Genomic DNA, 14,527 nt, shown 5'->3' with positions numbered 1-14,527 from the left:
ATAAAATAAGACAACCTTTAGGATTATTGGATTGCACAAAACCTGCTTAACAAGAAGGACAAATCGTATGCAAATGGGAGTAACTATCTAGGTAATTAACATTAAAAAGACATACTATAAATCTATTCTTTAAGCCTTCCTATTCTTAGTAATATGGGGAATTTTACTTCTTTAAGGTCTTCACTATTCCAATGTTTTTCCAATTGCAATTGTAAAGAATCGACAGGATTATACGCATTTTGATCTATAAAATGTTTCACGGAAGACCATGTATTTAAATAACCAATTAGGTGTTCTAAAGACCAATACAAGGTATTAATAAAAGTAGGCGTTTCTATTTCTTGGAAAGGAAATGGAATCGATTGATAGTTTTCGTCTAAATATTTACGTTCTTCATCCCAATACGAACCAATTATATCGCTATAAAAATGAGCAATTAATTTACCAATTTCGCCAGACATTTGAATAGTACCATAGCCAACCACACAAAGGAAACCATTGGGATGCAAAGTTCGTTTTACTTCTTTATAGAAAGCATCAAAATCAAACCAATGAATTGCTTGTGAAACAATGATTAAATCAAAAATTGCATCGGCATAATTTGTTTTTTCTGCACGTTGTACGGTATAATAAATATTATCGGATTTGCTGGCGTTATCTATTTGCGCTTGACTTAAATCGGAAGCCATTACCGTATCAAAACTTTGCGCAAGTTTATATGCTACTTGTCCATTGCCTGTACCACAATCCCAAGCGATTTGTTTCCTCTCCATTAATGATTTTAGGTAATCAAAAAAGGCTTCAGGATAGATAGGTCTGTACTTTGCATACTTATCCGATTCCGTTGAAAAATTATCTTTCATACACTTAATTTTAAATAAAATGAATCCTTTTAAATAAGAAAAGCTATCCTTATAGATAGCCTTACTTGCTATTAATCAAAAAAACTACAAAGGTGTAGCTATTCCTTTTTATGATGCTACTATTCCTCTGTTTGCAATTGTAAGCTAGTATTTACAAGCTAAGATACGCTCGTTACAAAAGCACTATTACTAATTATTCTTGTGTGTTTTTGAAATTCTTCATCATTTCTATTGTAGATAAATGTGGTCTACCTGTAACTGTTACAAAATCCGAAGACACATCATTTGCACCTTCTTTAATCCCTTCATAAATACCTGCAATAACAGTTCCCATGAAATCACCTAACGCTTCAGTTCTTTCTGCCTTATAAGCTTCAACAGATTCGTTTTTAAAAACTAGATTGGTATTAAAAACTTTATTAATTTTTTCTACAAGTTGTGTTTGCGTAATGCCATTACCAACAAGATTATAAATCTGCGCATTGTGTTTGTCTTCGGTTAGCATTTTAGCGTAAGCGAAACCTAATTCCTCACGGCTTGTGTAGGTACATTTTCCATCTGCTGCACAATTTCTTATTTCCCCTTCTTTCACATAGGTGTCTATGTATTCTAAATCTGGCTCAATGTAAATTCCGTTTCGTCCAATCACCCAGTTTAGTCCTGAGTTTTGAATATCTTTCTCTGTTTGTCTGTTGGTTTGCACAATTGGACTAAAAGCATTCCCTTCTTCGGCACCTACAATACTTGTATACACTATTTTTTGAACACCATTTTGCTTTGCTGCTTCAATAACATTTCTGTGTTGTATAATCCGTTTATCTGGTGTATCCATCCCTGAAACCAATAATACAGTATCTACTCCATTTAAAGCGCCATCAAACTGTTCTCTACTATTGTAATCTCCTTTTCTAATTTCAACACCTAAATGCACAGCTTTTTCTGGTGTACGTGCAATACCAATAACGTTTTCCTTACCAATTAAATGAACTAGATGTTTCACTATGGAAGCTCCTAATTTTCCGCTTGCTGATGTTACTGCTATTTTCATAATAGTTGTTTTTACAATTAATAATTTGATAATACAAAGGTGCCTGATTTTCTAACAAAACTTAAGATGAATCTTAGCCTAAAAATGGTAAATGTATGCGCTAAGCTAGACAATGTTTTATGGCTTCTTCAATTTGTACATCTGCCATATCTAGAACGTTATTATTGCCTTTAGGTTTTAAAATTGACAATTCTGTGCAAGAAATAATTACAGGATTATTAGTGGAATATGAATTAATTAATGAGTGATATTTTTCAATCAACTCAGTAGTTTCTGTTTCATTATAAATTTGCTTTCTTACGTCATCTATAAACTCCATATCCTCCTGAGTTGGTAGGGCGACTTCAATACCATTTGCTAATAATTGATTTTTTATATAGGAAGCATGCATACTAAATAACGAACCAAACAAAACAACTTTATTCCAATTGTTGGCTTTGATTTTTTTAATACTTAAATTAACAGGATGCAATACGTCTTTAGCAATATGTAATCTATCTATGGTTTCGTGAAGGGTAATATTTGGAATTAAAATCTGCTGTAAATTATACGTTTCTATTTCACTTATATAGGTTTTTAAAACGGCGTCTAACTCTTCGGAAGGATTTGGCAATAAAACATTAATAGCATTGAAATCTGTATTTAATAGTACAAATGGACATGTGCTGTAACCACCTTTCGCTTGATTGTATAAACGATTCAATTCGCTCAAATAAAATAACGTTGAGCGACTTCCAAGTCCTAATACGGCAAGTTTTGTTTCTGGCATTTTTAGTGTCTTGTCAAGATATAATCGGCAAAATACCCTTTACTATCTAGTATTTTAGTGTCTAGAGAAAAGTCTGTGTTTGCAATAATTTTTTCGATTAACGCATCGTTATATTTTCTTGAAATTTCTGTGTGTATTTTTTCTTCCGCTTCAAAACTATAAGAAACTCCTATAGATTTTATATTTACAGTTTGTTTTACTATGCTCACAATAAAACTTTTAGCAACACCTTCGGCTTCATTATATTCCGGTTGGTGTTTAAAATTTTCAAGGTTAAAATCGGCACCTAATTCTTCATTCATTCGATGCAATAAATTAAGGTTGAATTTAGCGGTAATCCCTTTATTATCGTTGTAAGCTGGTAAAACAATTTCTTTCGGTTTTATTAAGTCCACACCTAATAAGAGCTTGTCTCCTGGTTTTAAATTGGCTCCTAAATTATAGATAAATTCTGCTGCCCATGCATCTTTCATATTACCTATATTAGAACCTAAAAACAAAATAACTTTAGGTTTGTTACTGTTTTTTAAGGAAGCTAATATTTCAAAATAATCCCCTTGTTGTGTTTTAACAGATACGTTTGGTAATGTTTCTGAAAGGTCTTTTTTTAGCAAACTTAATGCGTTGGAAGAAATATCAATTGGAAGATAATCAAACGTAAAATCTTGTTTATCTAATGCGCTTAGAAGCTTTTTAGTTTTTAAACCATCCCCAGCACCAAGCTCAATTAACTCAAAATGCGCATTAGCTTTAAGCTGCAACCCACTTATTAATTCTTGGGTTCTATTTTGAAAAATATCTAATTCACTTCTTGTTAGATAATATTCTGGAAGATTCATTATTTCAACAAAAAGAGCATCGCCAATTTTGTTATAAAAATATTTGGATGGAAGTGTTTTGGGGTTATTATCTAATCCTAGTTTTACTTCTTTTTTAAATGTTTCAATCATCTATTTTACTAATCTAATTCCGGTGAATTGCCACCTTTCTGTTGGGTTAAAAAAATTACGATATGTTGTTCTGCTGTGGTTTTTAGAAGTAGCAACAGATGCACCACGAAGCACCATTTTGTTACTCATAAATTTTCCGTTGTACTCACCTACTGCTCCATTTTCTTTTTCAAAATTTGGATATGGTAAATACGCACTATTTGTCCATTCCCAACGTTTTCCCCAATCCAATTGTTGGGAAGCAATTTCCCATTCAAATTCGGTTGGTAAACGCATGCCTTTCCATTCGGCAAAAGCATTTGCTTCGTAAAAATTAATATGACTCAATATGGCATTTTTATCTACTTTTTGTAATCCTGCTAAGGTATAATTGTGCCATTCTCCTTCTATTTTGTGCCAATACATTGGTGCATGGATCTGGTTTTTATTTACCCAAGACCAACCATCATCTAACCAAAGATTAAAATCAGAATAGGCTCCAGATTCCATAAATTCTAAATAGTCCCCATTGGTCACTACATGATTATTTATTTCGAAATCATCCACATATACTTGATGCACTCCTAATTCATTATCATAACAAAAATCATTTCCCTGATGACCAATTTTATATAAACCAGCTTTAATGGTAATACTTTCCGTATTCGCATTGTTATCTTTGATAAGATTAACACCTTCATGATACAACGGAAAAATAGGATTATGACCAAGCATATATTTTACATCCGTAATTAATAATTCTTGATGTTGTTGCTCATGGTTTAAACCAAGTGTTACTAAATCTAGTAAATTTTTATCGGAAACATCCTTTAAGAAATCTTGCATTTCAGTATCGACATACGCTCTATATGCAAAGATTTCATCGGTACTGGGACGCGACATATTACCTCTATTGGTTTGCAATATTCTACTTCCTACATTGTTGTAATAACTATTAAATAGAAAGTTGAAATTAGCATTAAACGCCACATAATCTTGTACATAGTTTTTGAGAATAAAAGTTTCAAAAAACCATGTTGTATGTGCTAAGTGCCATTTTGCAGGACTGGCAAATTGTACGACTTGAATGGAATAATCTTCTATTTCTAAATGACTACAAAAATCTATGGTTGCATTTCTAACCTCTTTATATATTTTGCTAATATTCATTATAATTAAGCCTTTGCTATTCTTCTATTTTTTCTAAATTTAATAATTTTATTTTTGACCAAAGGAATTCTAAGAATAAAACCCAAACCAACAATGACCGCATAAATAATCCATGTTTTATCTAAAATAGCCACATGAATTAAACTTAATAAAATGGCAGCATAGGAAAAGCTTTGTAGCTTTTTCCAATTCTTTTTAAGTCGTTTCATTGCTTTTCTATTGGATGTAAACAGCAATGGAATCAATATTAAAACAGCAATAAAGCCTGCAATATAATTGACTTGAGTAAAGGTTTCTAAAAAACCTTCCGCAGCAATAAAAATGATAAAATGAAGTAAACTCCAAACTGCTGTTGCTATTCCCATAGCTTGTCGTACAAAAAGATTTGAAATTCCGAAAAGGATAAAAAACGGTGTACAGGTTAATACAGCAGTCATCCAACGAATGGCAAATTCCCCAGAAACATGATATAACATTTCAACAGTTGTACGTCCTTCTCCAACAGCATTTTCGGCAAAGGAAAACGATAAACCATTTGAAAAATCGATGTTTATCATTTTGAAGATAACTAGTAATGGTAAACTGGCTAGTATGGTAACGATTACCCAACCAAAATTCTTTTTAATTACGTTCATAATATGACTTAATACATGGTATTATTATTATTAGAAGTATCTGGTATTTGTTGAATGCTGTCCCAATGTTCTACAATTTTTCCGTTGGTATCAAATCTAAAAAAATCCATAGTAACGTACTCGTCATTATCTGGCCAAATTTGATGCGTATGTAAAGCTACTAAATCCCCTTCAGCAACACTTCTTACAAAATCCATAGACTTTACAGGGTATTCTTTTTGCATGCGATTAAAATAATCAATAAATGCTTGCGGACCATCTGCAACCATAGGATTATGTTGCTTATAAGCATCACCAACATAAAGCGTTACTGCTTTAGTAGGATTTCCTTCATAGGCCATTTTATAGAAAGCAATAGCATTCTCTTTGTTTTTTTGAATATCCATAAGTTGCGTTATTTTGATTTTAATTCCGTTAATTCTTTTTCTAGCGCTTCCGCTTTTTCTTTAAACTTTTGCATTGCTTTTTTAAGCTGCCCCACTTTTTTCAAGACTTCTTCGTCTTGCACAGCCTCAAAAGTTTCAACAGCATCTTTAACTTTATACTTTGCTTTTGCGCCACAAGTTGGGCAAGTTTTTATATCTGACATTAATCTTATATTTTAAAACAAATTTCAGAAAAACATAAGCTTAACTACCGATGAATATAAGAGTAAAAAAGGTAAATATCGAACCACAATAGCTATTCTATAAAGAAACAATATACTTATTAGTACTGTTTTTTGAATTGATTTGGGGTAAATCCGGTATGCTTCTTGAAGTATTTTACAAAATTTGTAGGTTCTTCAAAACCTAAAGAATAGGCTAATTCTGTACTTTTTATTTCCGAATTTATTAGCAATCTTTTTGCTTCAAGAATTATAAATTCATCAATAAATTGTTTCGCAGTAATAGCAAGGGTGTCTTTGCAAATAGTGTTTAGATGTTTATACGTGATGTTTAATTTCTCTGCATAAAAATCTGCATTTCTACTTTGAATATAGTGGTTTTCTAAAAGCGATTTAAAGGCTAGAAACGTATTTAATTTATCCGAGCTTTTTAAATGAAATGTTTGGTACTGTTTTAAACGTTCTAATTTTGAAAAAATGATAGAATATAAGGAATTATAGGTATTTTCTTGATTGTAATCTTCCTCTATACGGGAATATTCTTCATAAAATAATTGTAGATATTTCGCAACATTCGAATCTTTAGGAACCTGAATAATTGGCGAAAATAAGTGTGCATTAAACATTCTAACTAATTCGTTTTTTAGCAAATTATTTATCTGTTTTTTAAGATATTCGTCTGTAAAAAGTATAATAAATCCTTTTAAATCTTCATGAAACTGAAAGGCATTAATTTGCCCTTTAGACAAGTGAATAATCGTGTTTGGTTTCACTTCGTGCCATACAAAATCTACTAGATGCTTACTTTTTCCTTCGGTATAAAACACAATCATGTTAAACGCCAATTGATGTGCTTTTTCCGGATTATGCGGGATATCCTTTTTTCGAACAGAAAGACTTTCAATCGTTAATATCTCTATACCATTATTATCTGGTTTTTTAGAATTAAACACAATATGTGGAATGTCTTTTTGCATCAATACTTTATTGGTCTTCTTTATTATCTAGAGCTTTTCTAATATGTTCGCTATCCCAATGATTATCATATTCTACAATACCTCTTTTAAAATCTTCATTTAAAAACTTCTCTTGTTGTTCTAGCTCTTTTCTTGCTTTAAAAATATAGTTATCTTCACTTTTAGGTTCGGAAGCCAGACGCCTTAAACTATCTTCATCATACTTGATAAAATTCTGTACTTGTCTATTCAACGTATATTTACGGAAACCCATTTTACTCAATACATCTTTCGCTAAAGTTAAGGACGTTTCTAAGGATTCGCGATAGATATTTTCATTTCCAAGATTTAGTAATTCGTAGGCATCATAGCGATTTTTAGTACGAATCATTAATTCCACATGCGGATATTTTTCTTTTACAATTTTACTAATCGCTTTAGAAACTTCAATCTTATTGGTCGCACAAATAATTATTTTAGCTTCTGCGATTCCCGCAGATTCTAATAAATCTAATCGCGTTGCATCCCCATAATACACTTCGAATCCCATTTTTCTAAGAAAATCTACACGATTTGAATCATGATCTAAAATAGTAGCTTCCACGCCATGAGAACGCATAAAACGACCTATTGTACTTCCAAAATGACCAAAACCTACTAGTATTATTTTTTGTGATTTAGCGATGTGATCCATTGGTCTTTTTATGGATTCTTTTGTACCAATTCTAGGAAGAATAACACGCTCATTAATCATGCTAATAATTGGTGTTAATGACATCGATAAAGCTGTAATTACGAGCATCATATCCATTTGTTCTTGCGACAAAATATGAAGGCCAAATGCAAATGATAGTAATACAAAAGCAAATTCACCAATTTGGGCCAAGCTAAACGTAAGTAATAATTTTTGATCTAATTTTAAACCAAACACTTGTCCCGTTAAAAATAAAACGATGGCTTTAATCACAATAACTGCTATCAAAATTCCACCAATGGTTAGCGGACTATTTGCAATAACAATAAAGTTAATAGAAGCACCAACGGCCATAAAAAATAATCCTAGAAGTAAGTTTTTAAAAGGCTCAAGTGTACTTTCTAATTCGTGCTTAAACTCACTATTAGACAATACAACACCACCTAAAAACGCTCCAAGAGCTGGACTAATTCCAACATATTCCATTAAAAAGGAAATGCCAAAAACAATTAAAAAAGCTGCTGCAATTAATAGCTCACGAACGCCTGTTTTAGCTACTTTTCGTAGCATAGGAACAATTAAATAACGGCCAGCAACAATGATTAAAACTACCGATAAAAGAATGGCTAAAGTTTGAAAACCAACAGGAAGACTATCTAGTAAATTAGTATGTTCACTGTTGTTTTCCGCGGAAGCGTTATCCTCTGTATTCGATAACAGCGGAATAAAACCCAACATAAAAATCACGATAATATCTTGAAACAATAAAATGGAAAAAGCAGACGTACCAAAGGTAGTATCCATTAATCTTTTTTCCTTTATGGTTTGCATGGCAATTGCTGTTGATGATAATGCCACAGCCATGGAAATAACCAAGGCTATTTTCCACTCAAAACCTAAAACAGTAAATAATATATAGGAGAGTAACATGGTTCCTCCTACTTGAATTCCGCCCATACCAAGTATGGTTTTTCGCATGTTCCAGAAATTTTTTGGTTCAATTTCTAATCCAATTAAAAACAACATCATGACTACTCCAAATTCGGCAAAATGCAAAATATCATCTCCTTCATTTCCAATAAAACCGAATACATACGGACCAATTAATACTCCTGCTAATAAGTATCCTATCACAGAGCTTAATCCTAAACGTTTGGCAATAGAAACACAAATAATGGCTCCGGCAAGAAAAACTATGGCTTCAAAAAGTATACTTCCAGTCATCTTTTATACGTTATTTAGTTGTGGAATATCATTTATAAATGATTTGTTTCCAAAGTCATTAGCCGATAAATTAACTTGTAGTAAATCTATTAATTTTCCGTAGTTCATTTTATAATCTGTTAAAGCTTCATCGCTAAGTTTGTGGGTGCCCATAACTGCAAATGGTGGAAAATATTCCATGCCGCACAAAATTGCTGTTTGTTCAAAAGGTCGTAAAAATTGTTTCACGGTAAAACTGTTATAACCCTCGGAACAATATACCTCTTTAGAAGCTCCTGTAGTAATCGCATTTAAGCATATTTTACCTTGTAATGCATTACCCTCTGGACCATAAGCCCAATTAAACTCTAATACCATATCAATCCATTGCTTCATTAAAGGCGGACAACTATACCAATAAAAAGGATGGTGCCAGATAATAATGTCGTGCTGATTAAGTAATTCTTTTTCTACAGCAACATCAATATGAAAATCCGGGTATTCTTCATATAAATCATGAATAGTCACATTTTCCTTGTCTTTAATATGATTAATTAAAGCTTGGTTAACTCTAGATTTTTCGAATTTAGGATGCGAAAACAAAATGAGTATTTTTTTCATAGGACTAAATTAGTTATAAATAAATAAGCGATTATAAAATTAATTTTAATCGCTTATAATATAAATGGATGCACTTGGTATTTTTAGTAATCTAACTAAGCCATTAAATTAAATGATATTTTAATTCCTGTAATTATCATACCTGTTCCAATAATAGCTATAATTAATCCCATTATTTTTCCTATTACAGATATCACATTATGACCAACTATTTTAACAATTAGATCACTTAATCTAAAGGTGAAATAAGTTATTAAGCTCATAGAGCCAAAAATTAGAATTACCAATATAATATGAATCGTTTCCACATTAGACACAAAATTCATTGCAGTTACAATAGTTCCAGGTCCTGCTAAAATTGGTATAGCTAGTGGAGAAACAGCAATGTTTTCATCTACATGAACGTTGTCCAGCGTTTTCACATTAGACTGCTTAGATTGCAGCATATCAAATCCAATAAAGAAGATCAAAATACCACCTGTAATTTTAAAAGCTGGAATACTGATATTAAATAATTCGAAAATATATTTTCCTAAAAGCACAAATACAGCCACAATAATAAAGGCTATAATATTGGATCGTTTATTTATATCATGCTTCGTTTTCTTATCTGCTCCTTGTGTTAAAGAAACAAAAACGGTCATATTAGATATGGGATTGGTTATAGCAAAAAAGGCAGTAAATACCGTAATTGAAAATGTAATTAAGTTATCCATTTATAGTAAAAATTTAATTTGCAAAAAAATTGAATTACTTCTATATTACCTAGGTAATTTTATCTTTTTTTTGAATACAATAGTACTTCAAAAACGGAAGTAATTTCTTTTCGCTTTATAATATAAGAAATGCTGAGATTAATTAATATTAAACTCAGCATTAAAAACAAACACCCTTTTATATTTTACTGAAAATCCGAAGCTTTAAACGGGTATTTTCTTGGCGTTTTTTGAATGGTAATCCAATGTGCAACAGTAAACGATTTTACGCCCCATTGACCATTAAAACGACCTAATCCAGAGTTTTTAACACCTCCAAATGGTGCATAAGCACTGTCATTTACTGGTTGGTCATTAATATGCGTCATACCAGCCTCAATACCTTGTGCAAACGCCATTCCTTTAGCTTCGTCTTGTGTAAACACAGAACTAGACAAACCAAAATCTGTAGCATTAGCTAAACGCAATGCGTCTTGCATATCTTTAGCACGTGTAATAGTTACTGCAGGTCCAAAAATCTCATTTTTGAATAACGGACAGTTTTCATCGGTATCTACAAAAACGTGTGGTGGCATATGTAAGCCATCTGCTTCACCACCTAAAGCCATTTTATAACCCTGTGCTTTAGCTTCGTCTATTAAATTTTTAACGGTGTCAAATTGTGCTTGATCTATAATTGGTCCTACAAACGTGTCAGGATCATTCATATCTAAACGTTTTAAGGTTTTTACTTTGGCAATAAACTTCTCTGTGAATTCGTCATAGACTTTATCTTCTACAATAATTCTGTTTATAGCCATACAAATCTGACCTTGATTCATAAATTTACCCCAAGCAGCAGCTTCTACAGCTTGATCAATATCTGCATCTTCCAATACTACAAACGGACTATTACCTCCTAATTCTAATTCGATGTTTTTTATAATATCAGCACTCAACGCGTTAATTCCTACTTGACGACCAACCGGAGTTGATCCTGTAAAAGAAATTAATTTTGAGATTGGATGCTTTGTAATGGCAGTACCAATAGTGCTTCCGCCACCAGGTAACACACTTAATAACCCTTTTGGGAAACCTGCTTCTTCTAAAAATGAAGCAAAAATTAATCCTCCCGTAACTATAGATGTCGATGCTGGTTTTAAAACCACCGCATTACCTACTGCTAAGGCAGGTCCTAAAGTACGCGCAGTTAATTGTCCAGGGAAATTCCAAGGAGAGATTAATCCGATAACCCCTAATGGTTTTCTAACTGCAATAGATTCTTTACCCTCTATATCTCTTGGTAAAATTTTACCTTCTACTAATAATGGTAAATGCACAGCACTTTCAAAAACACTAGCTACTAATTCGGCTTCAAAATAACCTTTTGCTAAAGTTGCACCGACTTCTTTTCTTGCCCATTCTGCAAACTCTTGCTTTCTGTTTCTTACCACTTCGGCAAGCTTAAGCATCATTCTGCTCTTTTCTGGAGGTAAAACTGCTGCCCATTTTTTTTGCGCAATTGCAGCTGTTTCAAAAGCTTCATTAACATCATCTTCCGTAGCACTATTTAAAGAGAATAACTCCTCTTGATTCCAAGGGTTAATATCTTTTATTGCTGGTCCTTTTCCGTCTTTCCATTCTCCACCAACAAATATTTTTTTTGTGTAATTTGGTAATTCGTCTTGTGTTTTCATTTTCGGTATGTTTTATATGTTCTTATAAAAATTTTATATAATCGTTACTGTTTATTTATGCTTTTAATTCTTCAAAGACTTTTCTGAAATTTTCAGCACTTTGAGCTCCAACCACTATAATTTTATTATTAATAATAAAAGTTGGAACACTAGAAATATTATTATCTCTACAAAATATTTTATTGGATTCTAATATTTCTTTATACTTATTTGTAGCAAAAACCTGATCAACTTCTACTTCTGAAATACCTACTGACAATGCCATTTTTTTTATTTCAGGAACCAAACTTATGTTTATGTCTTTAAAAAAGAATGCTTCGTACATTAGTGTATTAAAGGCATCCGATTTGTTTACCTCTTTAGCATACTCTGCAACCTGTAATGCTTTGTTAGAATTAGGCATAGTAGTTATATCTGCAAATTCATAACCGAATTGACGTCCAAATTCTTGTAGCTGAATATTTTTCTGTTTTGCATTTGGAAAATAATCTTTTGAGGGAATACCGTTTTCAGGTATGTCTGAATGAATTTCATATCCTCTAAAGTTAATTTCAATATCATATTCTTTTTTCAGGCTATCCATAGTTCCTTTTGCTATATAGCAATAAGGGCATTGAAAATCAGAAAACATTGAAATTTCATATTTCATTTTATCTCGTTTTTTTATTATTATTTATATAGAATTCTTATTCTCTTTTAATATTCGTCTAAGTGCAAACACAAAACTCTCAGGGCTTTCCTCTTGTGTAAAATGATCTGCATTTGGCAATAATTGCACATTTGCATTTGGATAATAAGAACGCCATTTAGCAATCGATTCTGGATTTCCTAGAGTTCTATTTTTCTCACCAAAGATCAACTCCACTGGTTTGTCTGCTAAAAGATGTAATTTTTCTTCTATTTCCAGGAACCAAGATTCTGAAAGTGTAATATGCTGTGGAAAAATCAATGTTCCTTTTCTAGATTCTGGTGTTGGAAATACCATTTCATAAGCATCAATAATCGCTTGATTATTGCCAGATTTTTTATTCATACTTTTTAAAAGCAATGTTCTTACAAAATAATTTTCCTCATAAATAAGTCTCTTTCCTTCTTCCGTTTTAAAGAAATTAGAAAATTTTTCAGACTCTTTATTGGCTTTCCACGCCCAAGTATTAGAAATAACGATTCCTAGAATCCTATCGGGTTGATTTGTAGCAAGATGCAATGCGGTTGGTCCGCCCCAATCTTGCACAACCAAAATAAACTTTTCAAGTTTTAAATAATCAAGCACCAAAGATTTCACCCATTTTGCGTGCTCTTGCGGAGTATAATCAAAATTTTTAGGCGTATCTGAAAATCCAAAACCTGGTAAATCATAAGCTATTAATCTTGCTTCACCAGATAACTCTTTTATAATATTTCTATATATAAATGACCATTCTGGGTTTCCGTGTGCTAATACAATAGGTATGCCTTTTCCTTCATCTATGTAGTGCATCGAAACACCATCTTTGTCATACCAATTACTTTTAAAAGGATACTCTTCTTTATCTACTAGAAAAGGTCTTTTCTTGTGGTTTGATGCATCTTTGTTAAAAATTAAAGCGTTTGTAGAATTATTATTATCCATAACCAAAATGCTCTTAAATAGTAACAATCACTTTACCAACTGTTCTTCCTTTTTCAACTTCTCTATGGGCGTCTGCCATGTCTTCAAAAGCAAAGGTTTTATAGATGTTTGGTTTTATAGCTCCGCTTTCTAGCATCCCTTTTAAGGTGTACATATCTTCGGCACTAGAATGCACTAAAATATTAGTTATTGTTTTGTTTTCTTTTTCGGCTACAGCCTTAACTTCTTCTTGTAAATCTGGTGCGACCGTGGTTATAATTGCTCCGCCATTTTTTAAAACTTTTACTGAATTTTCTAAAACTATACCACCTTGTGTATCTAATACAAAGTCGATATCTGATAAAATTTCTTCAAATTTTTGTGTGTGATAATCAATAGCTTCATCTGCACCAATAGACAATACAAAATCTTTGTTTTTTGCTGAAGCTGTAGTAATTACATACGCTCCGAAGCTTTTTGCTATTTGTATTGCAAAGTGACCAACGCCACCAGAACCCGCTTGTATTAAAACTCTGTCGCCTTTTTTAACTTTTCCTGATAAAATTTGTAATGCGGTTAAGGCTGCCAATGTCGTTGCTGCAGCTTCTTCAAAAGAAACGTTATTGGGCATTACCGCTAAATGTGCTTCAGGAGCAGCAACAAATTCTGCGTAAGCATTACCAACACCTGGAAAGTTTACCATTCCGAAGACCTTATCGCCAACTTTTAAATTGGTAACTGTCGCACCAACTTCTGTAATTGTACCTGCAATGTCCCAACCTAAAATTATTGGTCGTTCTTTACCGTACATCATACTTAGCATTGCATCTGCGTACTTTGGTTTTACATCTGCTGGGTTTAAAGAAATTGCTTTAACAGCAACTAATACTTCGTTCTCTTTTATACTCGGTTTTTTAACTTCTGCTAAATGTAGGTTTTCTGGTCCTCCTGCTTTTTCTAATAATATTGCTTTCATTATGGTGTGTTTTTTATTGATTAAATCTTCTTTTTTTATGATGATGTCTTGTTACTTCTCATCAACTTTTTTA

Annotated in this window: 16 protein-coding genes; all 16 read right to left on the bottom strand. The window is 32.2% G+C overall.

Features of this window, described 5'->3' with window-relative positions:
- Positions 1–122 precede the first annotated feature (122 nt).
- Entirely contained in the window at positions 123–863 is a 741-nt protein-coding gene (locus FG167_RS13865; protein ID WP_203458829.1) for a class I SAM-dependent methyltransferase, read from the bottom strand.
- Positions 864–1,056: 193 nt separating this feature from the next.
- Complete coding sequence (locus FG167_RS13860) at positions 1,057–1,911, bottom strand: SDR family oxidoreductase (protein WP_203458828.1); 855 nt, start codon at positions 1,909–1,911, stop codon at positions 1,057–1,059.
- Positions 1,912–2,011: 100 nt separating this feature from the next.
- On the bottom strand, positions 2,012–2,680 hold the full coding sequence (locus FG167_RS13855) for an aspartate/glutamate racemase family protein (RefSeq protein WP_203458827.1): 669 nt from the start codon (positions 2,678–2,680) through the stop codon (positions 2,012–2,014).
- A gap of 2 nt (positions 2,681–2,682) precedes the next feature.
- The gene (locus FG167_RS13850) at positions 2,683–3,630 is read right to left on the bottom strand and encodes an L-histidine N(alpha)-methyltransferase (protein ID WP_203458826.1); all 948 of its coding nucleotides are present in this window, start codon (positions 3,628–3,630) and stop codon (positions 2,683–2,685) included.
- Positions 3,631–4,779: an ergothioneine biosynthesis protein EgtB gene (gene egtB, locus FG167_RS13845; RefSeq protein WP_203458825.1), complete on the bottom strand. Its 1,149-nt coding sequence runs from the start codon at positions 4,777–4,779 to the stop codon at positions 3,631–3,633. It abuts the gene before it with no gap.
- A gap of 5 nt (positions 4,780–4,784) precedes the next feature.
- Positions 4,785–5,414 (bottom strand): ferric reductase-like transmembrane domain-containing protein, encoded by a 630-nt coding sequence (locus FG167_RS13840; protein ID WP_203458824.1) that lies wholly within the window; start codon positions 5,412–5,414, stop codon positions 4,785–4,787.
- Positions 5,415–5,422: 8 nt separating this feature from the next.
- Complete coding sequence (locus tag FG167_RS13835) at positions 5,423–5,800, bottom strand: nuclear transport factor 2 family protein (RefSeq protein ID WP_203458823.1); 378 nt, start codon at positions 5,798–5,800, stop codon at positions 5,423–5,425.
- Between the two features lie 8 nt (positions 5,801–5,808).
- Complete coding sequence (locus FG167_RS13830) at positions 5,809–6,003, bottom strand: hypothetical protein (RefSeq protein WP_203458822.1); 195 nt, start codon at positions 6,001–6,003, stop codon at positions 5,809–5,811.
- Positions 6,004–6,122: 119 nt separating this feature from the next.
- A complete protein-coding gene (locus FG167_RS13825) occupies positions 6,123–6,998 on the bottom strand; it encodes an AraC family transcriptional regulator (protein ID WP_203458821.1) in 876 nt (291 codons plus the stop codon).
- 7 nt (positions 6,999–7,005) lie between these two features.
- A complete protein-coding gene (locus FG167_RS13820; RefSeq protein ID WP_203458820.1) occupies positions 7,006–8,895 on the bottom strand; it encodes a monovalent cation:proton antiporter-2 (CPA2) family protein in 1,890 nt (629 codons plus the stop codon).
- Positions 8,896–8,898: 3 nt separating this feature from the next.
- Entirely contained in the window at positions 8,899–9,495 is a 597-nt protein-coding gene (locus FG167_RS13815) for an NAD(P)H-dependent oxidoreductase (RefSeq protein WP_203458819.1), read from the bottom strand.
- Between the two features lie 95 nt (positions 9,496–9,590).
- Positions 9,591–10,211, bottom strand: a complete 621-nt coding sequence (locus tag FG167_RS13810) for a MarC family protein (protein ID WP_203458818.1) — start codon at positions 10,209–10,211, stop codon at positions 9,591–9,593.
- Between the two features lie 185 nt (positions 10,212–10,396).
- On the bottom strand, positions 10,397–11,887 hold the full coding sequence (locus FG167_RS13805) for an aldehyde dehydrogenase family protein (protein ID WP_203458817.1): 1,491 nt from the start codon (positions 11,885–11,887) through the stop codon (positions 10,397–10,399).
- A gap of 55 nt (positions 11,888–11,942) precedes the next feature.
- Positions 11,943–12,536 (bottom strand): DsbA family protein, encoded by a 594-nt coding sequence (locus FG167_RS13800; RefSeq protein ID WP_203458816.1) that lies wholly within the window; start codon positions 12,534–12,536, stop codon positions 11,943–11,945.
- A gap of 24 nt (positions 12,537–12,560) precedes the next feature.
- Positions 12,561–13,499, bottom strand: a complete 939-nt coding sequence (locus tag FG167_RS13795; protein WP_203458815.1) for an alpha/beta fold hydrolase — start codon at positions 13,497–13,499, stop codon at positions 12,561–12,563.
- Between the two features lie 13 nt (positions 13,500–13,512).
- The gene (locus FG167_RS13790) at positions 13,513–14,454 is read right to left on the bottom strand and encodes an NADP-dependent oxidoreductase (RefSeq protein ID WP_203458814.1); all 942 of its coding nucleotides are present in this window, start codon (positions 14,452–14,454) and stop codon (positions 13,513–13,515) included.
- Between the last annotated feature and the right edge of the window lie 73 nt (positions 14,455–14,527).

This window comes from Lacinutrix sp. WUR7, assembly GCF_016864015.1.
In the GTDB taxonomy this organism is placed as follows: domain Bacteria; phylum Bacteroidota; class Bacteroidia; order Flavobacteriales; family Flavobacteriaceae; genus Oceanihabitans.
Note: the sequence above shows the minus strand (reverse complement) of the source record. Positions and strands in the feature narration are given on the sequence as shown.

What these genes read in the sequence shown, in the direction of transcription:
- FG167_RS13815 (WP_203458819.1), bottom strand. Translation starts at nt 9,495, where the DNA reads ATGAAAAAAATACTCATTTTGTTTTCGCATCCTAAATTCGAAAAATCT.
- FG167_RS13860 (WP_203458828.1), bottom strand. Translation starts at nt 1,911, where the DNA reads ATGAAAATAGCAGTAACATCAGCAAGCGGAAAATTAGGAGCTTCCATA.
- FG167_RS13865 (WP_203458829.1), bottom strand. Translation starts at nt 863, where the DNA reads ATGAAAGATAATTTTTCAACGGAATCGGATAAGTATGCAAAGTACAGA.
- FG167_RS13810 (WP_203458818.1), bottom strand. Translation starts at nt 10,211, where the DNA reads ATGGATAACTTAATTACATTTTCAATTACGGTATTTACTGCCTTTTTT.
- FG167_RS13830 (WP_203458822.1), bottom strand. Translation starts at nt 6,003, where the DNA reads ATGTCAGATATAAAAACTTGCCCAACTTGTGGCGCAAAAGCAAAGTAT.
- FG167_RS13805 (WP_203458817.1), bottom strand. Translation starts at nt 11,887, where the DNA reads ATGAAAACACAAGACGAATTACCAAATTACACAAAAAAAATATTTGTT.
- FG167_RS13835 (WP_203458823.1), bottom strand. Translation starts at nt 5,800, where the DNA reads ATGGATATTCAAAAAAACAAAGAGAATGCTATTGCTTTCTATAAAATG.
- egtB (WP_203458825.1), bottom strand. Translation starts at nt 4,779, where the DNA reads ATGAATATTAGCAAAATATATAAAGAGGTTAGAAATGCAACCATAGAT.
- FG167_RS13795 (WP_203458815.1), bottom strand. Translation starts at nt 13,499, where the DNA reads ATGGATAATAATAATTCTACAAACGCTTTAATTTTTAACAAAGATGCA.
- FG167_RS13790 (WP_203458814.1), bottom strand. Translation starts at nt 14,454, where the DNA reads ATGAAAGCAATATTATTAGAAAAAGCAGGAGGACCAGAAAACCTACAT.
- FG167_RS13855 (WP_203458827.1), bottom strand. Translation starts at nt 2,680, where the DNA reads ATGCCAGAAACAAAACTTGCCGTATTAGGACTTGGAAGTCGCTCAACG.
- FG167_RS13840 (WP_203458824.1), bottom strand. Translation starts at nt 5,414, where the DNA reads ATGAACGTAATTAAAAAGAATTTTGGTTGGGTAATCGTTACCATACTA.
- FG167_RS13850 (WP_203458826.1), bottom strand. Translation starts at nt 3,630, where the DNA reads ATGATTGAAACATTTAAAAAAGAAGTAAAACTAGGATTAGATAATAAC.
- FG167_RS13800 (WP_203458816.1), bottom strand. Translation starts at nt 12,536, where the DNA reads ATGAAATATGAAATTTCAATGTTTTCTGATTTTCAATGCCCTTATTGC.
- FG167_RS13825 (WP_203458821.1), bottom strand. Translation starts at nt 6,998, where the DNA reads ATGCAAAAAGACATTCCACATATTGTGTTTAATTCTAAAAAACCAGAT.
- FG167_RS13820 (WP_203458820.1), bottom strand. Translation starts at nt 8,895, where the DNA reads ATGACTGGAAGTATACTTTTTGAAGCCATAGTTTTTCTTGCCGGAGCC.